This is a genomic window from Streptomyces sp. NPDC050564, from assembly GCF_044457265.1.
Taxonomy (GTDB): domain Bacteria; phylum Actinomycetota; class Actinomycetes; order Streptomycetales; family Streptomycetaceae; genus Streptomyces.
This window is the reverse complement of the sequence record NZ_JBITGS010000013.1, coordinates 250,804-274,273: the sequence shown is the minus strand read 5'-3', so window position 1 is coordinate 274,273 and position 23,470 is coordinate 250,804. Positions and strand designations below refer to the sequence as shown.

Here is a 23,470-nt window from a genome sequence, read left to right as displayed (position 1 = left end):
AAGACCCCAAGCCGTTCATCTGGACCAAGACAGCCCAAGAGATCCTCGACTCCCTCGCCCGCTTCTGCCGACGGATCTCTGGCGCAGGACACTAGAGGACCTGCGGCAGATGGCCAAGGAGCGCGGTACGTCGATGAAAGCCCTGGTGCGGGAGGCGGCCGCGGCCGACATCGTGCGACACCGGGCGCTGCAGGAAGGCGCGGAGGTGTTCCGCCAGTTCTTCACCGCGCACGCCGACGAGTTCGCCGCCGCCTTCCCCGAGGACGAGCCACCCGCCAAGGGTGAGGGGCGGGTCGCCTGACCGATGGCTGCCGTCATCCATATCGACGTGCTCTGGCTGCTCCAGCGCCACGAAGAGGTGCTGCCCGACCAGCCCACGGTCAACGACTTCTCGGCGCTCGTCGCCGCCGTGGCCCGCCACCGCGTCGACTCGCCCCGGCTCGGCGTCGACTCCGACCCGGCCTGGCGCGCCGCCGCGCTCCTGCACACTCTGGCCCTGCTGAAGCCGTTACCGGCTGCCAACGCCCGCTTCGCCTGCTCGACGGCGGTCGCCATGTTCGTCAGTGGCGTGGGCATCGACCCGCCGTACGGCGCCCTCGTCGATCTCGCCCGCGACCTGATCTCCGGCAAGACCGACGTCTAAGGCGCGGCCGACCGACTGCGGTCCTGGCAGATCTGACAGAGCGTCCCATCTCCTGTACGGGGGCGTTGTCACCGGTCTCGAAGCCGGCGTCGGACACGCGGCGGCAGCCTTCGGGGTGAGGAGGAGCGAGGGGGATCTCATCGTCCGCACAGTTCAATCGGCCTGAATGCACGGCCCTTTGGGGCGGCGTGAGAATTCCTGGCGCAGGCGGCCGTGGTGCTCTACCGCAGCCGCCGTACCTCCGGCCCATGCCCGCTGTCCGTGGAACCCCGAGCGGCGTCCTGCGTTCTGGCGAGCTTTGCCCACGGCAGGCCGATGGACGGGACCACGGGCGACGCCATCTTGGCGGGGCCCCATTGCGGTAATGCCGTCCAGTCTCGGGGGCGTTCGGTCGCGAGTCCGGCAGCGGGCCCCGCCCTCGGGGCCGCCGACCGAGGGCGGGAGGATCGGGGCCGGCGGCCGGTTTCGCGCGGGAGAGCCGCCGTCCTGCGCGGGGCCTCCGAGAAGGGCCGGTTCCAGTGGACTACGGAGCTCCGTGTGCCGGGAGCGTGCGCGGGCCGCCGGCGTGTGCGCGCGGTTCACACGGGGCGCATGGAATTTCGAAAGCCGGTGCGAGCGACGCGAGTTGCCTCGGGATCTGACTTTCTTTCAATGATACGTATGTTGCTCAAGTGCCTTGTTGGTCATGAGCGTGTTGTGCGAGGGTGAACGTGCTGCGCAAGGTCAATGGCCGGGTCCGAATCGCCGTTCGTTATTCCGGGACTGTCGTCGAGCCCATAAGGCTCTTGACCGACGGTCTCCGTACGGCCTTCGCCCCCGACCGTTTTCCCGGCGTCCCGTCAAAAAGGTATGCACCAATCAGGGCTCCTTTTCGGCGGACAAGAACTTCTGTGTGCCACCTTGCACCTTGGAAGGAACCCGCTCCGTGCACACCCCCCACCCCCCGCGTCCCCCTTATCCGCCCAGTGGCGTTCCCGGCGAATCCGACGAGAGTCTCGCCGCCCTGCTGAGAGGCCGGCCGGAGAGCGATGTCGCCCATCCCGTCGCCCTGTTGATGGCCCGGCACTGGCAGCCGACGTACGACTACGCCGTCATCTGCCTCGCTTCTTCGGCAAACGTCGCCTCCATGGTGACCGCGACCTCCTTCCATCGGGAGCTCGATCGTCTCGTGCAAGGCGACTCCGGTCTCGCGCTCCGGCCACAACTCCTCGTCACGGTAAGAGACACCGTGAAGGAGTGGTCCGCGGACGATCGGATATCCGGTGTTGTGCCGGACTTGAGGAAACCCGCCGGAGGCCGCGGTATGCGCGCGGCGAAGTCCATGACGGCCGAAAATCGGAAGCTCGCCGAGCGCGCTTTCCACGCTCTCCCGGCACTGGCCCGGTGCCTGCTGTGGCACACCGAGGTCGAGGCGGAGCCCATATCCGTACCAGCCGGTCTGTCAGGCATGGATACCGACATAGCGTCGGCGGCTCTGGAGCAGGCCCGGGAGCAATTTCGGGAGGGCTGTGTACGCGCCCACCGGGAACTCGCGCCGAGCAAGGAATGCGGCTTCTACAACCGGTTGCTGGACGTACCGATTCGCCGCGGCGGTGCCTTGCTGCCCGATGTGCAAGACCATCTGATGGAGTGCCCGTACTGTCGTTACGCGGCCGAGCAACTCAGTCATTTCGAGGGCGGGTTGGGTGTACTGCTCGCTGAGGCGGTACTCGGCTGGGGCGCACGGCGGTATCTCGACTCCCGTCCGGGGCGCGCGGGGCAAGCGGTGCGCCCCCGGGGCGGGTCCCCCTTCGGCGGCAGGCGGCGGGGAAGCGGCGGCGGTCCCGGCAGCGGCGGCCGTCCTGGAAGCGGTGGACGCCATCGCCTGCTGTCCCAGATCCCGGCTCCGCGGCGCGGCGCGGCTCAGCCGGGGCAGCGGCCGCCGAAGGCGCTGCTCACCGGTGCGGGCCTGTCGGCAGCCCTGCTCGTGACCGTCCTCGCCACCAGCCTGTGGTCGCACGACGACGGCGGGGCCGACCCCACGGCCTCCACCGGAGCGAGCAGCAGTCGCACCCTGTCACCCACCCCCGGCTCCCAGGCCCCGCCGGCCGTGTCCTCGCCACCCACCTCGGCCGGACTCCCGACGACCACCGAGCAGACCCGGCTGCGCAACCTCGCCGCCGACCTGTGCCTCGACATTCGGGGCGGCACGGCGAAGGCCGGCGCCGAGACCAGGCTGGCGGTGTGCTCGTCCGCCTGGACCCAGCAGTGGTCGTACGAAGGAGACGGTCTGCTGCGCAGCCTCGCCAACCCCGGGCTGTGCCTCGACTCGCACGCTGACAACGGTGTCGTCTTCCTGGACCGCTGTGTCGCCAAGGGCGCGGCCCGCGGCGACGACGAGCGCTATGACCTCACCGTGCGCGGCGAGTTGCTGCCCCGGTGGAACGACGGACTCGCCGTCGCGCCCGCGTCCACCGACCCCGACGCCGACACTGTCGTGAAAGTGCGCGACGGCTCCGATGTGCAGCGGTGGCGGACCGACGCGGCCTCGGCCGGCCCCGAGTCGCTGTCGATCGCGGGCACGACCAGCCCCTCGACCCAGCCCGCCGGCGATCCGCCGTCGGCCGACAGCACGCCTGCGACGCCCAAGGAGCCGCGAGGCGAGCAGCCGACGGGCGTGCCCGCCGAACCGGAGGCCACCCCGTCGGAGACCTACCAGGAGCCGCGCGCCGTGGCCGTCAGTGACGACGACGGCGACGCGAGACCGGCGCCCGCGTTGCCGCTGCCCCTGCGACTCCCCGACATCACCACGGGAGTCGGACTGTGACGCTACGAGACGACATCGCGCGGCGGCTTGCCGGCCACGAAGTCGGCGGCGTTCTGGACGGCCGCCAGCGCGATCCGGACGAGGGTCTCGCGCGTCACGCCCGCTACATGCGGTGAGAGGACCACGTTCGGGGCCTTGAGCAACCGCAGGGCCTCGGTGGGCGGTTCGGGGTCGAAGACGTCGATTCCCGCTCCGGCCAGGGCGCCCGCTTCCAACGCGTCCGCGAGGGCGTCCTGGTCGATCAGGGCGCCCCGCGCGGTGTTGACGACGAACGCGGTCGGCTTGAGGAGCGCGAGCCGCTCGGCGTTCAGCAGATGCCGGGTGTCATCGGTGAGCGGCGCGTGCAGCGTGATGTAGTCCGACGTGCGCAGCAGTTCGTCGAGCTCGACATGGCGGGCACCGCCGAGTCGGGCCTCCGTCTGCGCGTCGACGGGCTGCGGCCCGGCGTACACGATGCTCATGTCGAACGCGAGCGCGCGGCGGGCGACTTCCTCGCCGATGTGCCCGAGACCGACGATGCCCAGGGTCTTTCCGGACAGTTCCGTGATGGACTGCTGCAGCCGTGGCAGCGCCCAGTCGGCGTCGACGAGCGCGGTGTGCGCCGGGACGAGCTGCTTGGCGAGGGCCAGCATCAGCGCGAAGGTCTGCTCGGCGACATTCTGCTTCTCGGCGCCACTGGAGCCGATGTTGCAGACGGGCACGCCCTTGGCGCGCGCCGCGTCCAGGTCGACGTAGTCGAAGCCGTGGCTGGCGCACTGGACGAGTTCCAAGTCCGGTGCGGCGGCGATGTGTTCGGCGGTCACCGGGCCGAGTCCGGTGATGATGATGTGCGCGGCGCGCAGCGCGGCGGGGTTCTCGTCGGTCGCCTCCACGACGGTGACGCGGGCCTCCCCGGGGAAGACGGTGGCGAGTGCCGCGCCCGCCGTGCGGCCCCCGACGTGCGGCGAGACGACGGCCAGGACGTTCTTCGTGTCGGTCATGCGGTTTCCTCGATCAGGTCGTCGGGGCCGATGGTGGCGGGGCGGGCATGCCCCGACAGGGCGAGCGTGAGATCGAACTCGGCGAGCAGACAGCGGACGACGTGCTCGACGCCCGCCTGCCCGTCGAGGCCGAGCCCATAGGCGTAGGGGCGTCCGACGAGCACGGCCTCGGCGCCGAGTGCGAGCGCCTTGAAGATGTCGTCGCCCGTACGGATCCCGCTGTCGAAGAGGACGGTCAACCGGTCGCCCGCCGCCTCGACCACGCGGGGCAGCGCGTCGGCGGCCGCGACCGAGCCCGCCACCTGCCGGCCACCGTGGTTGGAGACGACCACGCCGTCCATTCCGGCGCTCGCGGCACGGCGGGCGTCGTCGGGGTGCAGGATCCCCTTGAGGACGATCGGCCCGTCCCAGTTCTCCCGCAGGAACTCCAGGTCGGGCCAGGTCTTGCCGGGGTCCGCGAACATGCCGACGAAGTGCATCACCGCCGCGTTCGGGTCCTCGTGCACCGGCTTGGCGAGGCCCGCCTGGAACGCCGGGTCGGAGAAGTAGTTGGCGGTGCCGACGCCGTGCAGGAACGGCAGGTAGGCCTGGTCGAGATCGCGCGGGCGCCAGGCCAGCAGGGGAGTGTCGAGGGTGACGAGCAGCGCGGTGAACCCGGCGGCCTTCGCCCGGTTCAGGAAGCTCCGGGTGACCTCGCGGTCCTTCGCCCAGTACAGCTGGAACCAGCGCTCCGCGTCACCCATCGCCTCGGCGACCTGCTCCATGGGGGTGCTGGAGGCCGAGGACAGGATGTACGGGACACCCTGCGCCGCGGCGGCCCTCGCGGCGGCGGACTCCGCGTCCGGGTGCATGATCGACAGCACGCCCACCGGCGCGAGCGCCAGCGGCGCGGGCAGCTGGCGCCCCAACACCTCGACGGACAGGTCGCGTTCGTGCACATCGCGCAGCATGCGGGGCACGATCCGGCGCCGGTCGAGGGCGGCCCTGTTGGCACGGGCGGTGCTGCCGTTGCCCGCGCTGCCCGCCACATAGCCGACCGGACCGGGCCCGAGCCGCTGCTCGGTGAGCTCCTCCAGCCGGGTCAGATCGGTGGGCAGCCGCGGTACGGCACCCGTCATTCCGTTCAGATAGATCTCGTACTGGAAGTCGGCCCAATGCTTCGCCATCCGTACGTCCCGCCTCTCGTCCCTGAGACTGCGCTGTACGACGTCGATCCTGGCCACTGTGACAAGGCCCGTCCACTGTGGTGCGCACATCGCGCGGCTGGGATTATCACCCTGTGACAAGCAAGCCCGCAGAAGTCCCCGCAGGAGCCAGGGAGCGCATCCGGCAGGAGCTGGTCGCCGATCCGGGTGTCGTGGAGGCGATCGTCGCCGCGGTGCACGCACAGGTCCCGGTGTACGCGGCGCTGGACGACAGCCGGCTGCCGGAGGTACGGGCCATCGCGGCCTGGGGGCTGGAGCGGCTGCTGCATCTCTGGGCGACCGACGGCACGCTGGAACCGGCCGACCTCAGGCGGTTCCGGGGCATCGCCGCGGCCCGCGCGGCCGACGGGCGCCCCGTTCAGGCGGTGCTGCGCGCCTACCGGGTGGCCGGGACCGTCCTCACGGACGAGATCGCGGCCCGCGCGCCCCGGCTCACCGCCGCGGACGCCTTCGCGCTCGCCCGGATGCTGCTGGCCACGCTCGACACACTCTCCGAGGAGATGGCCACGGCATACGCCGCGACCAGCGAAGACCTTGCCGGGGACCGTGGCCGTGCACTGCGACTGCTGCTCGACGACCTGATCGCCGGGCGGCACGCGTCCGTGGGCGCGCTGACCGACCGGTCGGCCCGGCTCGGCATCCAACTCCCTGATGCCTACTGCCTGTTGGTGGCGGAGCCGATCGGTACGGACCGCCCCGACATGGCGCACGACGCGGCCACGGGACTCCTCGACGCGCTGGCCGTTGCAGGCGGCGAGGTCACCTCATTGGCGACCGTCCGCGGCTCCCGTGCCGTTCTGCTGCTACCGGCCGGAGCGGCCGCCGGAGCGGGAGCGGTCCTGGGCGTGCGCTCCTGGCGGGGCTGCGCGATCACCGGCGAGAGCCTGGACCGGGTCGCCGTCGCCCACCGCCTCGCCGCCGACGCCCTCGACACGGCGCCCGCCCATGCCCACCGGCCGGGCCACCTCCTCACCGACGCCGACGCGCATGTCCTCGCGTTGCTCGCCGGGCACCCGGCCGCCGCGCCGGACCACATCGCCCGACTGGTCCTCGGCCCGCTCACCGACGCGGGCAGGCAGCACCTCCTGGAGGCGCTCACCGCATACCTCGACACGGGCTCGGCGAGCGCCGCCGCCCGCGAACTGCACCTGCACGCCCAGTCCCTGCGCTACCGCCTGCGCCGCGTCCGCGAACTGACGGGCCGCGATGCCCGCGACCCGTGGCAAAGGCTGACGCTGGACATCGCGCGCACGGTCAGGTCCTGAGACCTCGCCGGTGTCCAAGTAATCGCGAGGCTCTTGTTATTGCAAGTAATATGCAACAAGCTGGGCTGGTCCTTACCGCCTGCCCAGGACGCGGAGCCATGACATGCCCCATCTGATGCCGAAAGCCGGACCGCAGCGCGTCATCGCAGCCTCGAACTTCATCTACACCGTCGGCAGCGGCCTCTTTCTGACGGCCGGGGTGCTGTACTTCACCCAGGCGGTCCACCTTCCGGCCGGCCAGGTGGGGCTCGGTCTCGGCATCGCCGGTTTCGTCTCGCTGGCCGCGGGCATCGCCGTCGGCCATCTCGCCGACACGCACGGAGCGCGCGGCGTCTACGCGACCACCCTTGTCGTCCAGGCGCTGGCAACCGCCGGCTTCCTGCTGGCGGACAGCTTCTGGCCGTTCGTCCTCACGGTATGCACGGCCACCGGGGCCAAGGCGGCCGGACTGGCCGCACGCAGTCCGCTCATCAGGTACTACGGAGGGGACCGGCCGCAGGAGTTCCGTTCCTATCTCCGGGCTGTCAGCAACGTCGGCATCTCCTTCGGTGCCCTGCTGGCAGGCTGGGCCCTCCAGGCGGGCACGCTCACCGACTACCAGCTTCTGGTCGTCGGCAACGCGATCGCCTTCGCGGCCTCCGCCGCCGTCCTGGTCCTCCTGCCGCCGGTCACCCCCGTACCCACCGTCGGCGGCCCACGCCGGCTCGCCCTACGGGACCGGCCCTACCTGCTGATCACCGCCCTCGACGGCATCATGGCCATCCAGTTCAAGGTGCTCACCGTGGCCATCCCGCTCTGGCTGGTCACGGCCACCAACGCACCGCGCTGGCTGGTCTCGGGCACCATGCTCATCAACACGGTCCTTGTCATCGCGGTTCAGGTACGAGTCGGCCGCTCCATCGATTCCCCCGCGGCCGGCGGAGGCGCATACCGTCGCTCAGGTCTGGCCTTCCTCGTCTCCTGCTCGCTGATCTCGTTGTCCGCGGGCATACCGACATGGGCCGCCGCGACGCTGCTCATGACCGCGGTGGTCATCCATACGGTCGGTGAACTGTGGCACTCCGCCGCGGGCTTCGAAGTGTCCTTCGCCCTCGCGCCCGAGCACGCCACCGGCCAGTACCTCGGAGTGTTCGGCCTGGGCGCCGGCCTGGCCGAGGCCTTCGGCCCCACCCTGCTCATCTCGCTCTGCATCACCTGGGGCCGCCCCGGTTGGTACGTCGTAGGAGCCCTGTTCGCCCTGACGGGCCTGGCGGCACCGCTCGCCGTCCGCGGGGCGCAACGCCGGCAGCACACCAGGCAGCCGCATCCCGAAGCGGCGTGGGTCTAGGGCAGGAGTGGGGTGACCCAGTCGCGGTCGATGCGCCAGGTGGTGCCGTCCGGGTTCGCGCCGCGCAGGCCGTGCAGGGTGTGGGCGCCCGCGAGCGCCGGGACGCGGGAGTCGCCGAGGGCGGCAAAGGTGCGCCGCCGGGCTGGCCACGACGCGGACGCGTGGGCGCAGCGCAAGCGGGCCCTGACGGAGGAGTCCTCCTCACGCTGGGCCGGGTCGATCACGAAGGCCACGCACGACCAGTGGGGGCTGGCCCGGCGTGGACAGTCCAGGCGCCCGTACAGCTTTCCGCCCCGCTGTCCGCCGAGCGTGCCCGGCGAGCTGCTTCGGTACGGCTCGTTGTCCGGGCCGCGCAGTGTGTACGTGCGCTGTCCGCTGGTCGGGTCGGTCAATTGGCGTCGTGGAAGACGAGGCCGAGGGTGTGCCGCCTGCCGGAGCGCACGGTGCTCACCCCGTGCCGCATGGGGCCGGTGGACCAGCCGCGCTTGGAGGCGACCGGCCGGTCGCGGGTGGTGAAGATCAGCCCGTGGCCCTGCGGCAGGGTGGTGGACGATCCGCGGGACTGGGCGCGCGGTCGCTGCTCGGTCATGATGAACTCGCCGCCGCTGTAGTCGACTCCGGGTGCGTCGAGGCCGATGACGACCTGGAGCGGGAAGACGGCGTCGCCGAACACATCGCGGTGCAGGGCGTTCCAGTCTCCGGCGCGGTAACGCAGCAGGATCTGCGCGGACTTGGCCTGACCGGCCTCATGGCAGAGTGCCAACCACTCCTGCAGGCTGTCCGGCCAGGGGGACGGCTGAGCGAGTTTGGCGGCCCAGTCGCGGGCGATGGGCAGCAGGTGTGGGTAGAGCGCTTTCCTCAACTCCTTTACAGCGTCTGGCAGTTCGTGGGTGAAATAGCGGTACTGTCCGGAGCCGAACCGGTGGCGTGTCATGTCGACGGTGGTGCGGAAGCGCTCCGGCTCGTCGTAGAGGCCTGTCATCGTCGTGCACTCGTCGGGAGTGAGCAGCCGACCGGTGAGGGCGTGGCCGTACTCGTTGACCTCCGCGGTCAGTGCGTCCCAGTCCTGCGAGCCGACCCGCTCGGTGAGCGTGCCCGGAAGTCGGTTGGTGTCGATCATGGTGCCCTCCGGGGAGGTGGAAGCCGCAGGGCCTCTTCGTGATGTTCCTGGCCCTGCGACCGATGGAGGCCGGTCATACGGCCTGGCGGACGTTCTCGAGGTCCAGCAGCTGGCGCTTGCGCTCCAGGCCGCCGGCGTATCCGGTCAACGCGCCGCCGCTGCCCAGCACACGGTGGCAGGGACGTACGACGAGCAGCGGGTTCGCGCCGATCGCGGTGCCCACGGCGCGCGAGGACGAGCGTGGGATCCCGGCGCGGTCGGCGACCTGCGCGTAGGTGAGGGTGGTGCCGTGCTCGATGTCCTCCAGGGCCTTCCACACCTGCTGCTGGAAGGGGGTGCCGCTGGTGGTGTACTCGATGTCGAAGCGGGTGAGCTCGCCGTCGAAGTACGAGCCCAGCCGGCGGGTGATCTCGGCGAAGGCCTCGCTGTCCTCGCGCCAACCGTCCTGGACGGTGACGCCGCTCTTCTGGCCGGGCACCGAGAGCGACCTGAGCGCGGTGCCGCCTGTCGCTGTCTCCGACTCCTCACCCACCAGCAGAAGTTCTCCCAGCGGGCTGTCGAGCATCGCGTAGATAGTCATCGTTATTCCCTTTTCTGACGATTCACCTTCCTGTATGAGTCTGCCGCTCTGGTGGCCTCGCGTCTGGCGGTATTCGGACGCCGCGCTGGGCGGGCGTCCGCGGAGACCGGAGCGCGGATTCCGGGCCCCGCGATCGCCGCAGTCATCCGTGCTCGGGCGGCACATGGCGGTGTACGTCGGCCACGGTCCAGGTGGAGCACTGCGGGGCTCCGTTCATCACTTTTCCTGGCCTGTCAGACGCGGAAACATTCATGTACGCCACTTTGGGAACGTAAGGGAGGCGAACGCATCTCGGGCAGACGGGAAATCATCGGTATGGACATCGACGCGCTCCGCAAGGACACCCCGGGCACGGCGAACCGGGTGCACCTCAACAACGCCGGAGCCGGATTGCTCTCCCGGCAGACCCTTGCGGCGATGACCTCCCATCTGGAACTCGAAGCGGCCATCGGCGGATACGAGGCGGCAGGCCAGGAGCGGGACAGAATCGACGGCACCTACACGAACCTCGCCCGGCTGGTGGGCGGACGGGCCGACGAGATCGCGCTGTTCGACAACTCCACCCACGCGTGGAACGCCGCCTTCTACTCCATGACCTTCGAGCCGGGCGACCGCATCCTGACCGGCCGGGCCGAGTACGGCAGCAACGTGCTGGCCTACCTGCAGGTCGCCCGGCGAACCGGTGCCGAGGTCGTCGTGGTCCCCGACGACGAGTCCGGACAGCTCGACACCGCGGCACTGGCCGACCTGATCGACGAGCGCACCAAGCTGGTCGGTATCAGCCACATCCCCACCAGTGGCGGTCTGATCAACCCGGCGGCCGAAATCGGCAGGATCACACGGGCGGCCGGCGTGCCCTTCCTGCTGGACGCCACACAGTCCGTGGGGCAATTTCCCGTCGACGTCTCCGAGATCGGCTGCGACATGCTCACCGCCACCGGCCGCAAGTTCCTGCGCGGACCGCGAGGGATCGGCTTCCTGTGGGTCCGTCCGGAGGCCCTTGAGTACCTCGACCCGTTCGTCATCGAGATCGAGTCCGCCACCTGGGACGGCGCGCGTGGCTTCACCTGGCACGACGGCGCGCGGCGCTTCGCGACCTGGGAGATGAGCTACGCCAACGTCCTGGGGCTGGACGCCGCCGTTGTCCAGGCCCTTGAGCTGGGCCTGGACCAGATCGGCAAGCGCGTCGTGGCCCTCGGCGCATACCTGCGCGACCGGCTGGCGGCCCTGCCCGGCGTCACCACGCACGACCTGGGCCGGGACCGGTGTGCCATCGTGACGGCGAAGGTCGATGCCCTGCCCACCGCCGATGTCGCCAGGGCGCTCGCGCAGCGCGGCATCAATGTCTCCACGACCACCCCCGAGCACACCCAGTTCGACACCGAGAACCGGGGCGTCCACCCCTTGGTGCGGCTCTCGCCGCACTACTACAACACCGAGGGCGAACTCGACGGGGCCGTCGAGGTCATCGCCGAACTCGCGCGCACGGCCGGCTGACCGAGGGCCTGTCCCGCACCGACGTGGGTGTCAGCGGACCGGTGTCCGGCCGAGCAGGTCGGTGACGCCCACCTCGACATACGGGACGCGCCCGCGAGGGCGCTCCGGTGGCCCGAAGACCTCTCGAAGGCGGGCGAATCCGCACACCGTGCCGGGGGCGCCTACGCCGACCCCGCCCGGCCCCCGATGCGGGCCGTCGCCCGGACCGGGGCACCGTCCGCCCCGGGCAGATGCAGCGGGAAGAGGAACACCTCCACCGGGCTGCCCGCAGCCTGCGCGGTGGCAACGTAGTCGAGGCGCGTCAGGTTCTCGGCGATCACGCCTTCCGTGCCGCACAGGATGCGGTGGGCCGGAAGGCCGGTGCCTCCCGTGGGGTCCACGCTCAGTGCGTCGATGCCGACGGTGCGCACCCCCGCGTTGACGACGGCCTGGGCCGCGTCGGGCGTGAGCCAGGGATGCGCCAGGTAGTGGTCCGTTCCCCAGTGCGCCGACCAGCCGGTGGCCAGCAGGAGGATCGCGCCGGGCCGCAGGCGCACGCGGGCCAGCGCGGGCGCGAGCAGGTCGGGGGTGATCGGGGCCCGCGCGGGGAGGCCGCGGACGTCGGCGACGACCGCGGGACCCGCGAACCGCTCCAGCGGCAGTTCGTCCAGCCTGGGCCAGGCCTCGTCCACGTGGTACGGCGCGTCGACGTGCGTCCCGGACTGCGAACCCATGTGCAGCCGCAGGACGTTGACGCCGTGCTCGGCGACCCGCAGCGCGCGGGACACCTCCACCTGCGGGTCACCGGGATAGACGGGCATCCCGGTGACCACGGGCACGGAGAGGTCGAGCCAGGACTCCCTCACACTCATGTCCCTAGCAGGCATCCTCAGCTGCTCTCTGCGGCGAGCACGGGCTGCGCGCCGTCGGTCTCCGTGCCGGGGCCGGTGATCGGCGGCACCGGCACGTCGACCGTACGGGCCAGCCGCGCACCCTCGGGTCCGTAGACGGCCCGGGGCTCGGGGAAGAGCCGCAGCAGCGTCAGGAACAGGAGGGCGGCGACGGCCAGCGACAGCGGCAGGCTGATGTCGATGCCGTTCGCCAGGTCGCCCAGCGGACCGACGAACTGCCCGGGGATGTTGGTGAACAGCACACCGATCACCGCGGACACCCACCAGGCGGTCATGCCCCGCCAGTTCCAGCCGTGCGTGAACCAGTAACGGCCGCCGCGCTGACGGCGGTTGAAGACCTGGAGCGCGTCCGGGTCGTACCAGCCGCGCCGGGTGTAGAAGCCGAGGATCATCACGACCATCCACGGAGTCGTGCAGGTGATGATCATCGTGGCGAACGTGGAGATGGACTGCACCAGGTCGAAGCCGAAGCGCCCGACGAAGATGAACGCGATCGACAACACGCCGACCAGGAACGTCGCCTGGACCCGCGACAGACGCGGGAACACGGACGAGAAGTCCAGCCCGGTTCCGTACAAGGACGTCGTGCCGGTCGACATGCCGCCGATCAGCGCGAGCAGACAGACCGGCAGGAAGAACCAGCTCGGCGAGATGGCCAGCAGCCCGCCCACGAAGTCGGGGGCGGCCGGGTCGACGTACTTCGGGGCCTTGGTCGCGATGATGCTCGCGGTCGCGAGACCGAAGACGAACGGCAGCAGGGTCGCGATCTGGGAGAGGAACGCGGCGCCGACGACCTTGCGACGGGGGGCGTTCGCCGGGATGTAGCGCGACCAGTCGCCGAGGAAAGCCCCGAAGGACACCGGGTTCGACAGCACGATCAACGCCGAGCCGATGAAGGAGGGCCAGAACAGCGCCTGCGTCGCCGAGTCGGCGGAGGCCGTGAAGACACCGGCGTAGGAGGGGTCGAAGTCACCGGCGAAGGCGATCGCGCCGAGCAGGAACAGCACGGTCGCCGAGGCCACCGCGATCTTGTTGACGAACAGCATGAACCGGAACCCGTACACGCACACCGCGAGCACCAGGCCGCCGAACAGGGCGTAGGCGACGACGTACGACAGCGTGCTGCGCTCCAGGCCGAACAGCCGGTGCGCGCCGCCGACCAGGGCGTCGCCGGAGCTCCACACCGAGATCGAGAAGAACGCGATGGCCGTGAGCAGCGAGAGGAACGAGCCGACGACCCGGCCGTGCACACCCAGGTGCGCGGAGGAGGCGACCGCGTTGTTGGTGCCGTTGACCGGGCCGAACACCGCCATCGGGCACAGGATCAGCGCACCGACGACGACTCCGAGGAGTGTCGCCGCGAGCCCCTGCCAGAAGGAGAGGCCGAAGAGGATGGGGAAGGCCCCGAGGACGCAGGTGGAGAAGGTGTTCGCACCGCCGAAGGCGACCCTGAACAGGTCGAGCGGCGAGGCGGTGCGGTCCGCGTCGGGGATGCGCTCGACGCCGTAGGTCTCCACCTCGGTGAGAGACCGCGACGGCGTGACGGGGGAGTTCTCGGACAAAGGGGCTCCAGCGAAGTGCCTGTACCGGAAGGGCGACGGAGCGCGTCGTGGCGCGGGGGGAGGAGTGGCCGGTCGTCGCTGCTGGGGTGTGCGGCGTGCGCGGATGCCGTCCTTGTGGGATCTGCCGACGCTAAGGCGGTGCGACGGCCATGCGACAGGAGGCGAATCATCCATCTTTCACGCCCGAGGTGGACTATTGGTCCATCGTCCGGAACTGTAGGCGGCTCAGCAGGGTGGGTCGGCCTCCCGTGCGGCGCGCCAGCCGTGCCACCGGTGGACGGTGATCGCGATCACCGGGCCGTCCGGCGGCTGCGAGCGGTACGGTGCGTACTTCTCCCGCAGCGGTGCGATCGCCGCGGTGTACTCGTCCCGGACGCGGGACTCCGGTGCGTCGGGCGGCAGGATGCGGGCGTCGCCGTCCGCCCGTACCCACCACAGCCGGTCCCAGTCCTCGTCGTAGGCGTCCACGAGCAGACAGACGGCCGGGTGGGCGGCGATGTTGCGCAGCCGCTTCAGCCGCGGTGATCGCTTGGGCTTGCGGTCGACGGCGGTGACGATCTCGTCGCGGCGGCGCCCGCAATCGCCGTACTGCGCGAACACGACCGGCACCAGATGGGGTCGCCCCTCGGCGTCCACCGTCGCCAGGCGCGCCACCCGTGCCGTCAGAAACCGGCGGCGCGCCTCGTTCTCGTCCATGTCCGGCACGGTGAGCTCCGTATCCCTGGCGGCCGGGCGCGGTCAGCGGTGGGCGGACGCGGCTTCGGCCAGCTCGTCCAGCGTGCGCAGCGTCTGGTCCTCCGGCCGGGTCGGGAGAAAGAGCAGTACGCGTTCGACGCCGAGTTCCGCGTAGATGTCGAGGGACTCGCGGTCGTGCCGGGCCCCGTACACCACCACGGCCGGCCGGTCACCGGCGATCTGCCGCATGCGGTCGATCCGCGCGCCGAGCTCCTTGGGAGGTACGCCGCTGGGCATCCACACCGTTCCGTATGCGGCGACGCGGGCGAAGGCGCGGTCGCTGTTGCCGCCCACCCAGACGGGCGGGTACGGCCGCTGGACCGGCTTGGGCCAGCTGTACACCGGTTCGAAGTCGACGAAGTCGCCGTGGAACTCGGCCTCGTCCTTGGTCCACAGCTCGATGATCGCGCGGATCCGCTCGTCCATCAGCCGACCGCGCTTGGCCGGATCCGTCCCGTGGTTGCGCATCTCCTCCCGATTCCAGCCGGCGCCGACACCGAACACGGCGCGGCCGCCGGAGATCAGATCGAGGCTGGCCACTTCCTTCGCGGTGATGATCGGATCACGCTCGACCACCAGCGCGATCCCGGTGCCCACCAGCAGCTCGCGGGTCACGGAGGCGACCGCGGCGAGAGCCACGAACGGGTCGAGCGTGCGGTAGTACACGCGGGGCAGATCACCTCCTGCCGGGTACGGCGTCTCCCGCTTCACCGGAATGTGCGTGTGCTCGGCCAGCAGGAGCGCGTCGAACCCGCGCTCCTCCAGGGCCGGTCCGAGCGCTGCCGGACCGATGCCCTCATCGGTGAGAAACGTCGACACCCCGAACTTCATCCGCGACCACCTCGCCTCGTCGGCACCTTGGTGCCAGTGTGGCGCGGTTCGTCACTCCTCGTCGGACGGGGCGTCTTCCGGTTCGGCGTCCGGGCCCTGCGCCCGGACTCGCTGCACGTGCTCCAGCGAATCGCGCAGCTCGGCGAGCCAGTCGTCGGTGTGCCGCTGAACAAGGCGTACGCACCAGGCGAGGGCGTCGCTGCGGCTGCGCGCGACACCGGCGGCGACGAGGGTGTCGAGGACCTGGCGTTCGGGCTGGCGCAACCGGGTCATGACGGGCGCGGCGATGTGCGTGAACAGCGCGCGCTCGCCGCCGCACTCCACACCCCAGGAGACCTTCTTGCGGAACCGGTGCTCCGCCTCGCGCGCCACCGCGACCCGGTCCTCGCGCGTGCGCTCCCGGAATTCCTGGATACGTGCCTGGACGGCCGCCTCCTTCTCGGCGTCCGAGGCGCCTTCGGTGAGCCGGGGCTCGGGGATGCGGCCGATGACGGTGATCTCCTCACGGTCGACCGTCACCTCCGCGAGGCTCTCGAAGAGGTCGTCGGGCAAGCGGCCGGCGAACCAGCCGCGCAACTTCTCGCGCTGCTCGGTTGTAATCATGTAATCACCATTACTCCATTGCCCGTCAAAGGCAAGGGTCTCCGCCATGGGCTGAAGCGGAATGTTTCAGGCCTATTGCCGAGCCAAGGGAATTCGGCCAGGAAGGCGCTTCCTGTGATCAACAACCGCGCAGTTCCCGGGCTTGAACGTTCGAATTCCGTAACTTCACGCCACTGTTTCAACACTCAAAGTTACCGAAACGCATGGGGTCGATGTGTGTTTCCGGTGCGGACTCGGCAGACTCGCGCTCGCCGAACCGGCACCCAACCGAGCCGGTATCGCATTCAATCGAGCGGAAGGATGCACACAATGCCGACCACCGCGCGCTGGGCAGCGACTCTCACCCTGACGGCCACCGCCGTCTGCGGACCCCTGCTCGGGTCCGCCCACGCGGCCCCGAGCCTCGGTCCGTCCGGGCTCTACGCCCCCTCGGCCCTGGTGCTCACCATGGGCCATGGAAACAGCGCAGCCACCGTCACTCCGGAACGGGCGGTCACCCTGAACTGCGCCCCGACCGCCTCTGGCACCCACCCCGCCGCCGCCCTGGCCTGTGCCGAACTCCGCGGAGCCGGCGGCGACTTGGACGCTCTGACAGTCAGAGACGGGACCGTGTGTACGAAGCAGTTCGACCCCGTGGTCGTCACGGTCGACGGCGTCTGGCAGGGCAAGCGCGTCTCGTACGAGCGCACCTTCGCCAACGAGTGCGTGAAGAACTCCTACGGGATGACCGTCTTCACGTTCTGAGGGACCGGGATCGCGCGGTCCTCGTGAACGTCGATCGAGGTCCGTAGCTGGGGAGTGCGGGCCCCGTCGCGGGGCGCCACGCGATTTCGCACCGGGGGTCGGCCGGACAGAGTGGGGCTGTCGGCCGGCCCTCGGCATTTGTGTGTTCACGATCGACGGCGTCTCGGCCTTCGCATGCGCTACTGCTTCAACGAGCCCTGTCGAAGCGGCTGTTGAGGTGGAGGCGGGAGACCGGGGCGGGCGTCACGGTGACACCCGTTCAGCGCACCGGGGTCGCGATGCGCAGATGGGTCCCACCGGCCGGCGGCGTGGCCTCGTCGCTGTGCCGGGTGATGTCCGCCCACCATGAGTCGCCCTCCTCCATGTGCCGCAGCAGAATGCCCTCGCGGATGGCCCAGGGGCAGATGGAAACCCTCTTCAGGCCGGTCAGTTTCATCGCCGTGTGCCCGACCACCGCCCCCGCCAGGCTCTGGACGGCCCGCGGTGCCGAGATGCCCGGCAGCAGCGCTCGCTCCGCGGCCGTGAGCCGCGCGAGGCGGTCGAGCGCGTCGTGTAAGTCCGCCCGGCGTAACTCCCGTTCCACGAAGGGGCCATGGCGTCCGGGCGGCGCACCGCACAGCCGGGCCAGCTGCTGGAAGGTCCGCGACGTCGCCACGGCGGTGCGCGGTCCCTCCCAGCGGATCCGTGCGGCCACGTCCCGCAGTTGATGGCGTACGTTGCGGCGCAGCGCCCTGACGCTCTCCTCCGACGGCGGGTCCTGGCCTTCGAAGAACTCGCGGCTCAGCCGGCCCGCGCCGAGGGGCAGCGACGCCACGAAGTCCGGCAGCCTGCCTCGGCCGAACGCCACCTCCAGCGAGCCGCCACCGATGTCGAGGAGTGCGAGCGGCCCGGAGCGCCAGCCCATCCAGCGGCGCGCCCCGAGGAACGTGAGCTCGGCCTCCACCTCTCCCGGCAGAGTGCACAGCCGCACTCCGGTCTGCGCGCGTACGGCGCACAGCACCTCCTGACGGTTGGGGGCGTTGCGCACCATGGTCGTCGCGAAGGCCAACGGGCCGGCCGCGCCCCATCGTTGGGCCATGCCGCCCGCCGCGCGCACCGCCTCGACCAGTTGCCCCACCGCCTCGTCGGGGATCGCGCCGCCATGCGCCATCCGCTCGGACAGGCGCAGCCGCCACTTGGCGGTGTGCACCGGCAGCGGCACCCCGCCCTCGGCATCCGCCACCACGAGCCGCACCGTGTTCGACCCCACATCCACCACGCTCAGCCGCATGCCGCTGCATGTACCCCGGTGCTCCGGCGGCACTCCCCGCGTGCGCCTTCGCGCAGCGTCGAGGCCTTCCGGGCCGGGCCGGAGGGCGATCGTGCGGCATGAGAATACGGGGGTCGGCGCGGGGACGAGCGCCGCCGGACAGCGGACTCCCCCCCGCCGTACCGTGGCTCCTCCTTGCCGCGATCCCGGTGCTGTCCCTCGCGCTGCCGCCGAGTCAACCGGCGTCGCGCCACGGGCGGAGCCTGGGCCACCAGCCGGGTACCGCTCGTCGGTAGCGCTCGTACTCCGCGCCGAATCGATCGGTCAGTTCCGGTTCCTCGTACCACCGCGCGAACGCCGCCATCACGAGCCCGGCGACCGCGCCGTACGCCAGCAGTACCGGCCGGGCGAGCAGCAGGGCCTGCCCGGCGATCGCCGCGACGACGGCCACGTACATCGGATTGCGGACATGCCGGTAGAGCCCGCCCACGACCAGGTGTTCCGTGGGCGCGACCGGCGCCGGAGTGCCGAGGCCCTCGACGACGAACCGCGCGAAGGCGAACAACAGGACCACCGCGCCCGCGGCCAGGGGCACAAGACCCAGCACGCGCACCGGCCCCCACCAGTGACCGGCCCGCCAGCCCGTCAGCCACCAGGGGAGGAGGACCGCCACGGTGCCGGGAGCCAGCGCCAGGAAGAGAGAGCTGCCGGCCGCCGCCGCAGATCTGCGCATACGGCCACCATGACGGCTGCGCGGCACGGCGTAAACGGGCGGCGCAGTGGGGCTGCCGGTCACTTCCATGTGCCCGGCGGGCAGGAGATCACCGGCGGCGGACAGCCCGTGAGCCGCGTGCGCCGAAGGCCGGCAGCCCCTTGCCGACCTTCGCCGGCCGGAGCCGGAAAGGTGGGCAGCCGACTGCTGACGTTCGCCGGCCGGAGCGGAAAGGTCGGCAGTCCGCCACTGACGTTCGTCGGCTGGAGCGGAAAGGCCGGCAGCCCCTCGCCGACGTTCGCCGGCCGGAGCGGATACGTCACTGACATGCGCCGCACGGAGCAGACACGTCACCGGTCCGAGTCGCCCGGGATGCCGACGCGGACGCGGCACCGTAGCGATGGAGCATGCGTGTACTCGGCGAACTGGATCAGCGGCTGTTCACACGGGTGGCCGGGGCACGGGTGCCCGGAGCGGATCCGGCGCTGCGGCGGCTCAGCCACTCCGCCGACCATGGGCGCCTGTGGCTGGGAACGGCGGCCGGGCTCGCGGCGATCGGCGGGCACCGGGCCAGACGGGCGGCCCTGCGCGGTGTGGGCTCGCTCGCGCTGGCTTCGCTGACCGTCAACACGGTCGTGAAGTGGAGCGCCCGGCGCCCCCGCCCGCTGCTGGATCTCGTACCGCAGATCCGGCACCTCGGGCATCAACCGCACACCACGTCCTTCCCCTCCGGGCACTCCGCCTCCGCCGCGGCCTTCGCCACCGGCGTGGCCCTGGAATCCACCCGCTACGGCGCCGTGGTCGCGCCCCTCGCTGCCACCGTCGCCTTCTCCCGCGTCTACGTGGGCGTGCACTACCCGGGAGACGTGCTGGCCGGCGTGGTGATCGGCGTCGGAGCCGCCGCGCTCACCTGCCGCTGGTGGCCACCGCGCGCGACTGCCCCGGAGCGGGAGCGGCCCGCGGCAGACGCGCCCGCGCTGCCCCGCGGCGAGGGACTGGTCGTGTTCGTCAACAGCAGGGCCGGCACCGGCGCGCCGGTCGGGCCACTGCCGGCCGCCGAGCGGCTGCGCGCCCTGCTGCCCGGGGCCGAGCTGATCGAGCGGGGCCCCGGCGACGACTTCACCGTGCTGCTCGCCGAGGCCGCCGACCGGGCCGCGCGGGCGGGCGGCGCGCTGGGCGTGTGCGGAGGCGACGGCAGCGTCAACGCCGCGGCCCGCGCGGCGGCCGAACGGGGGCTCGCGCTGGCGGTGTTCCCCGGCGGCACCCTCAATCACTTCGCCCAGGACGTGGGCGTCCCCGACTTCGAGGACACCGCTGTCGCGGTCGCCCGGGGCGAGGCGGTGGCCGTGGACTTCGGCGTGGCGAGGTCGGGGGCCGGGCAGGACGTGCGGTTCCTGAACACCTTCAGCATCGGCCTGTACCCCGAACTCGTGCGGCTGCGCGAGCACTTGGAGGAGCGGTGGGGCAAGTGGCCCGCCGCGGCCGTCGCTCTCATCAGGGTGCTGCGCACCGCGACCCCCATCGAGCTGAGTGTCAACGGCCGCCCGCGCCGCCTGTGGCTGCTCTTCGCGGGCAACGGCCGGTATGTGCCCGAGGGCTTCGCCCCTGCGTTCCGGCCGCGCCTGGACGACGGACTGCTCGACGTGCGGCTGGTCGACGGCGACCGTCGGCTCGCGCGCACCCGCGTCATCGCCTCCGCGCTCGTCGGGGGGCTCCGCCGCTCCAGGGTGTACAGCGCCGAACAGGTCCCGTGGGTGCAGCTGGAGGGGCTCGCCGGTGCGGACAGTCTGGCGTACGACGGTGAAGTCGCCCCCGGCTCATCGGAGTTGAGGCTGGAGAAGACGCGTCGGGCCATCGTCGTGTACCGGCCCGCGCAGCCGCAGAACGAGCTGGCTCAGCAGGCCCGCCTGGCCGCCGAGACGGCCCGTTACCGGAGAGGGTCGAGACGATCCGCCACGAATGACGCCGGACAGGGATGAGGGGCCGCCGTCTCCCTGCAGACGGCGGTCCCTCGGCCTGGCGGGTGATCGGATCAGGTACCGATCACATGTGGACGACTGGTGCGGCGTTCGGGTCCTGCTCCAGCTTCCCGCGGCGGTAGAGCAGGGAGGCGATCAGCGCGCCCGGGACGAAGAAGCCGGCCGACCACCAGAAGGCGGTGGTGTAGCTCTCGATCGTGGACTGGGCCTGGACCAGCTTGTTGGTCGCGTCCTTACCGGACAGATAGCTGGTCGCGGCGCTCGCGGCGAGCGTGTTCAGCAGCGCCGTACCGATCGAACCGCCCACCTGCTGCATGGTGTTGACGGTCGCCGAGGCGACACCGGCGTCGGCGGGGGCGACCCCGCTGGTCGCCAGCGACATGGCCGGCGGCATCACCATGCCGAGGCCCGCGCCGACCAGGAGCAGTTGCGGCAGCACTGCGGTCGAGAAGGACGAGCCGAGACCGATGCCGGTCAGCCACGCCATGCCGACCGCGGCGATCGCGAAGCCCGCGGGGATGACGGCCTTCGGCCCGATCCGCGGCACCAGGATCGTGGTGGAGACCTGCGCCATGATCATCAGGGCCGCCATCATCGGCAGGAACGCCACACCCGTCTTGGTCGGGCTGAAGCCCAGGTTCAGCTGCAGGTAGTAGGTGAGGAAGAGGAAGACGCCGAACATGCCCGCGCCGGTGATCAGGACCGTGATGAACGACGCGGCACGGTCGCGGTCGAGCAGCACGCGCATCGGCAGCAGCGGGTGCTTGGCCCGGGTCTGCCACCAGGCGAAAGCGGTCAGCAGGATGCCGCCGGCGGCCAGGAAGCCCCAGGTGGCGGGCGAACTCCAGTCGTGCGTCTCGGCGTTGGAGAAGCCGTAGACCAGGGAGAAGAGACCGGAGGAGACCAGCAGCGTGCCCGGCAGGTCGAGCTTGGAGTTCGCCGCGTCACGGTGATTGGTCAGCAGCACCCAGCCACCGGCGAAGGCGACGATCGCGAAGACGATGTTGACGAAGAGCGTCCAGCGCCAGTCGAGCGCGTCGGTCAGCACACCGCCCAGCAGCAGACCCACCGCGCCGCCGGCGCCGGCGATCGCGCCGTACACGCTGAACGCCTTGGCGCGTTCCTTGGCGTCGGTGAAGGTCGTGTTCAGCAGCGAGAGTGCGGCGGGCGCGAGGAGCGCGCCGAAGACGCCCTGGAGGGCGCGGGCGGTGACCAGCATTGCGAAGCTGGTGGACGCGCCGCCGAGCACGGAGGCCGCGGCGAACCCGGCGACACCGATCAGGAAGGCGGGCTTGCGCCCGAAGAGGTCCGCGATGCGCCCGCCGAGCAGCAGGAGCGAGGCGAAGGCCAGGGAGTACGCGGTGACGATCCACTGCCGGTTGCCGTCGGAGAAGCCCAGATCCGCCTGGGCGGACGGCAGCGCGATGTTCACGATGGTGGCGTCGAGGACCACCATCAGCTGGGCGATGCCGATGATCGCGAGGATCAACCAGCGTCGCTTGGACGCCTCCGCGGGTGGTGCGTCGACCGCACCCGCTCGGGTGCCGTCGGTCAGGGTCTGAGACATGGCAGAACCACTCCAGGGAAGCCGCTCAAGGAAACGGAAATCGCTCGAAGGTAACGCGTACGTAAACGAAACCGTTTCGTACACATCGAGGTTAGGCCACTTCCAGCGAAACGGCAACGTTTCGATGGGGTCGGCGTGATGAGGTGCCCGTCACAGTGGACCGAAGGTCATGTATTCCTTGACGGGAATATAACTGCGGAGGCATATTTGGTCTCATGTCCGATGCCTCTCTCTGGACCGCGCTCGCCGACCCGCACCGTCGCGCGATCGTCGCGTTGCTCCTGGAGCGGCCGCGCGCCGTCGGTGAGATCGTCGAGGCGTGCGGTCAGAGTCAGCCGAGCACCTCGAAGCATCTGCGGGTGTTGCGGGACGCGGGACTCGTGCGCGTACGGCAGGACGCGCAGCGACGTGTCTACGCGCTCGACCCCGCGCCGATCGCCACGCTCGACGCCTGGCTGGCCCCGTACCGGAAGCTGTGGAACGAGAGCCTCGACGTCCTCGGCCGTCGCCTGGACGAGGCGGTGGGGGAGCCGTCGGACGAACACGAAGGACTCTTCCCGAACACCGAAGAACTCTTCCCGAACACCGAAGAGCCCTTGTTGAACGACGATGCCCCCTCCCCGAAGGACTGAGCCACCATGTCCGCCGAACCCACCGCCCTGACCGGCACCTACCTCACGCTGGACGACGGCCGCCCCGCCGTCCGCTTCAGCCGGACCTACGACCACCCCGTCGCCCGCGTCTGGCAGTTCGTGACCGACCCGGACGAGCTGGCCGAATGGTTCCCGTCCCGCGCCGAGATCGAGCTGCGGCCCGGCGGCACCATCACGTTCAGCGGCGACCCGAACATGGCGGACTCCACCGGGCGGGTCCTCGCGGTCGACGCTCCGCGCCACCTCTCCTTCGAATGGGGCGGCGACGAGCTGCACTTCGACCTCGAAGCCCTCGACGAGAAGCGCACGCATTTCACGCTCACCAATGTTCTGGTGGCCGAGAACACCGCCGCGCGCAACGGAGCCGGCTGGGAGGTGTGCCTGGCCGCCCTCGACGCGAAGGCGCGGGGCGAGCGGCTCGAAGGCCCGCACGCGGGTGCCGGTGCGCCCTGGAAGGAGATCTATCGCGGCTACATCGAGGCGGGAGTCCCCTCGGGTGCCCCGGTCCCGGGCCTCGACTGA

Annotated in this window: 23 protein-coding genes; 10 read left to right on the top strand and 13 right to left on the bottom strand. The window is 70.9% G+C overall.

Annotation, left to right across the window (positions count from 1 at the left end; all coding sequences use genetic code 11):
* Positions 1–109: 109 nt before the first annotated feature.
* The 3 genes from ACIBK0_RS22495 (at position 110) to ACIBK0_RS22485 (ending at position 3,449) form a co-directional block, all read left to right on the top strand.
* On the top strand, positions 110–301 hold the full coding sequence (locus tag ACIBK0_RS22495; protein ID WP_399082609.1) for a hypothetical protein: 192 nt from the start codon (positions 110–112) through the stop codon (positions 299–301).
* 3 nt (positions 302–304) lie between these two features.
* The gene (locus ACIBK0_RS22490) at positions 305–643 is read left to right on the top strand and encodes a toxin Doc (RefSeq protein ID WP_399082606.1); all 339 of its coding nucleotides are present in this window, start codon (positions 305–307) and stop codon (positions 641–643) included.
* A 925-nt stretch (positions 644–1,568) separates the two neighbouring features.
* On the top strand, positions 1,569–3,449 hold the full coding sequence (locus tag ACIBK0_RS22485; protein ID WP_399082602.1) for an RICIN domain-containing protein: 1,881 nt from the start codon (positions 1,569–1,571) through the stop codon (positions 3,447–3,449).
* A gap of 2 nt (positions 3,450–3,451) precedes the next feature.
* Here the strand turns inward: ACIBK0_RS22485 and ACIBK0_RS22480 are convergent, their stop codons facing one another.
* Both ACIBK0_RS22480 and ACIBK0_RS22475 read right to left on the bottom strand, forming a co-directional pair.
* Positions 3,452–4,429, bottom strand: coding sequence for a 2-hydroxyacid dehydrogenase (locus ACIBK0_RS22480; protein ID WP_399082599.1), 978 nt, complete (start codon positions 4,427–4,429; stop codon positions 3,452–3,454).
* Positions 4,426–5,595, bottom strand: a complete 1,170-nt coding sequence (locus tag ACIBK0_RS22475; protein ID WP_399082596.1) for a lactate 2-monooxygenase — start codon at positions 5,593–5,595, stop codon at positions 4,426–4,428. Before ACIBK0_RS22475 ends, ACIBK0_RS22480 begins: the two co-directional genes overlap by 4 nt.
* 113 nt (positions 5,596–5,708) lie before the next feature.
* Between ACIBK0_RS22475 and ACIBK0_RS22470 the strand changes: the two genes are divergently transcribed.
* The gene (locus tag ACIBK0_RS22470; protein ID WP_399082593.1) at positions 5,709–6,899 is read left to right on the top strand and encodes a PucR family transcriptional regulator; all 1,191 of its coding nucleotides are present in this window, start codon (positions 5,709–5,711) and stop codon (positions 6,897–6,899) included.
* A gap of 103 nt (positions 6,900–7,002) precedes the next feature.
* The gene (locus ACIBK0_RS22465; RefSeq protein ID WP_399082590.1) at positions 7,003–8,226 is read left to right on the top strand and encodes an MFS transporter; all 1,224 of its coding nucleotides are present in this window, start codon (positions 7,003–7,005) and stop codon (positions 8,224–8,226) included.
* Here the strand turns inward: ACIBK0_RS22465 and ACIBK0_RS22460 are convergent.
* The 3 genes from ACIBK0_RS22460 to ACIBK0_RS22450 form a co-directional block, all read right to left on the bottom strand.
* The gene (locus tag ACIBK0_RS22460; RefSeq protein ID WP_399082587.1) at positions 8,223–8,618 is read right to left on the bottom strand and encodes a hypothetical protein; all 396 of its coding nucleotides are present in this window, start codon (positions 8,616–8,618) and stop codon (positions 8,223–8,225) included. The two genes, ACIBK0_RS22465 and ACIBK0_RS22460, sit on opposite strands and share 4 nt — an antisense overlap.
* A complete protein-coding gene (locus ACIBK0_RS22455; protein ID WP_399082584.1) occupies positions 8,615–9,346 on the bottom strand; it encodes a 2OG-Fe(II) oxygenase in 732 nt (243 codons plus the stop codon). Before ACIBK0_RS22455 ends, ACIBK0_RS22460 begins: the two co-directional genes overlap by 4 nt.
* Before the next feature lie 73 nt (positions 9,347–9,419).
* A complete protein-coding gene (locus ACIBK0_RS22450; protein ID WP_399082581.1) occupies positions 9,420–9,926 on the bottom strand; it encodes a methylated-DNA--[protein]-cysteine S-methyltransferase in 507 nt (168 codons plus the stop codon).
* A 315-nt stretch (positions 9,927–10,241) separates the two neighbouring features.
* On the opposite strand from ACIBK0_RS22450, the gene ACIBK0_RS22445 reads away from it, so the two are divergent.
* Positions 10,242–11,423 (top strand): aminotransferase class V-fold PLP-dependent enzyme, encoded by a 1,182-nt coding sequence (locus ACIBK0_RS22445; RefSeq protein WP_399082578.1) that lies wholly within the window; start codon positions 10,242–10,244, stop codon positions 11,421–11,423.
* A gap of 161 nt (positions 11,424–11,584) precedes the next feature.
* Here ACIBK0_RS22445 and ACIBK0_RS22440 read toward each other — a convergent pair whose 3' ends face one another.
* The 5 genes from ACIBK0_RS22440 to ACIBK0_RS22420 all read right to left on the bottom strand — a co-directional run bounded on the left by ACIBK0_RS22440 (position 11,585) and on the right by ACIBK0_RS22420 (position 16,044).
* Positions 11,585–12,274 carry a cyclase family protein gene (locus ACIBK0_RS22440; protein ID WP_399082574.1) on the bottom strand — a complete coding sequence of 230 codons (690 nt, stop codon included), beginning with the start codon at positions 12,272–12,274 and terminating at the stop codon, positions 11,585–11,587.
* A gap of 17 nt (positions 12,275–12,291) precedes the next feature.
* Positions 12,292–13,875 carry a purine-cytosine permease family protein gene (locus ACIBK0_RS22435; RefSeq protein ID WP_399082571.1) on the bottom strand — a complete coding sequence of 528 codons (1,584 nt, stop codon included), beginning with the start codon at positions 13,873–13,875 and terminating at the stop codon, positions 12,292–12,294.
* Between the two features lie 225 nt (positions 13,876–14,100).
* Positions 14,101–14,580, bottom strand: coding sequence for a TIGR03668 family PPOX class F420-dependent oxidoreductase (locus tag ACIBK0_RS22430; RefSeq protein WP_399082568.1), 480 nt, complete (start codon positions 14,578–14,580; stop codon positions 14,101–14,103).
* Positions 14,581–14,613: 33 nt separating this feature from the next.
* Positions 14,614–15,441 carry an LLM class F420-dependent oxidoreductase gene (locus tag ACIBK0_RS22425; protein WP_399082565.1) on the bottom strand — a complete coding sequence of 276 codons (828 nt, stop codon included), beginning with the start codon at positions 15,439–15,441 and terminating at the stop codon, positions 14,614–14,616.
* Positions 15,442–15,492: 51 nt separating this feature from the next.
* Positions 15,493–16,044, bottom strand: a complete 552-nt coding sequence (locus ACIBK0_RS22420) for a hypothetical protein (RefSeq protein ID WP_399082562.1) — start codon at positions 16,042–16,044, stop codon at positions 15,493–15,495.
* Positions 16,045–16,353: 309 nt separating this feature from the next.
* Here ACIBK0_RS22420 and ACIBK0_RS22415 point away from each other — a divergent pair, with 309 nt between their 5' ends.
* Positions 16,354–16,788 (top strand): protease inhibitor, encoded by a 435-nt coding sequence (locus ACIBK0_RS22415; protein ID WP_399082559.1) that lies wholly within the window; start codon positions 16,354–16,356, stop codon positions 16,786–16,788.
* A gap of 259 nt (positions 16,789–17,047) precedes the next feature.
* Here ACIBK0_RS22415 and ACIBK0_RS22410 read toward each other — a convergent pair whose 3' ends face one another.
* Both ACIBK0_RS22410 and ACIBK0_RS22405 read right to left on the bottom strand, forming a co-directional pair.
* Positions 17,048–18,058 carry a Ppx/GppA family phosphatase gene (locus ACIBK0_RS22410; protein ID WP_399082556.1) on the bottom strand — a complete coding sequence of 337 codons (1,011 nt, stop codon included), beginning with the start codon at positions 18,056–18,058 and terminating at the stop codon, positions 17,048–17,050.
* A gap of 214 nt (positions 18,059–18,272) precedes the next feature.
* Entirely contained in the window at positions 18,273–18,770 is a 498-nt protein-coding gene (locus ACIBK0_RS22405) for a methyltransferase family protein (RefSeq protein WP_399082553.1), read from the bottom strand.
* Positions 18,771–19,156: 386 nt separating this feature from the next.
* On the opposite strand from ACIBK0_RS22405, the gene ACIBK0_RS22400 reads away from it, so the two are divergent.
* Positions 19,157–20,728, top strand: coding sequence for a bifunctional phosphatase PAP2/diacylglycerol kinase family protein (locus ACIBK0_RS22400; protein WP_399082550.1), 1,572 nt, complete (start codon positions 19,157–19,159; stop codon positions 20,726–20,728).
* Between the two features lie 64 nt (positions 20,729–20,792).
* Here ACIBK0_RS22400 and ACIBK0_RS22395 read toward each other — a convergent pair whose 3' ends face one another.
* The gene (locus ACIBK0_RS22395; RefSeq protein ID WP_399082547.1) at positions 20,793–22,295 is read right to left on the bottom strand and encodes an MFS transporter; all 1,503 of its coding nucleotides are present in this window, start codon (positions 22,293–22,295) and stop codon (positions 20,793–20,795) included.
* Between the two features lie 215 nt (positions 22,296–22,510).
* Here ACIBK0_RS22395 and ACIBK0_RS22390 point away from each other — a divergent pair, with 215 nt between their 5' ends.
* Entirely contained in the window at positions 22,511–22,927 is a 417-nt protein-coding gene (locus ACIBK0_RS22390; protein ID WP_399082543.1) for an ArsR/SmtB family transcription factor, read from the top strand.
* Positions 22,928–22,933: 6 nt separating this feature from the next.
* Positions 22,934–23,470, top strand: coding sequence for an SRPBCC family protein (locus tag ACIBK0_RS22385; RefSeq protein ID WP_399082540.1), 537 nt, complete (start codon positions 22,934–22,936; stop codon positions 23,468–23,470).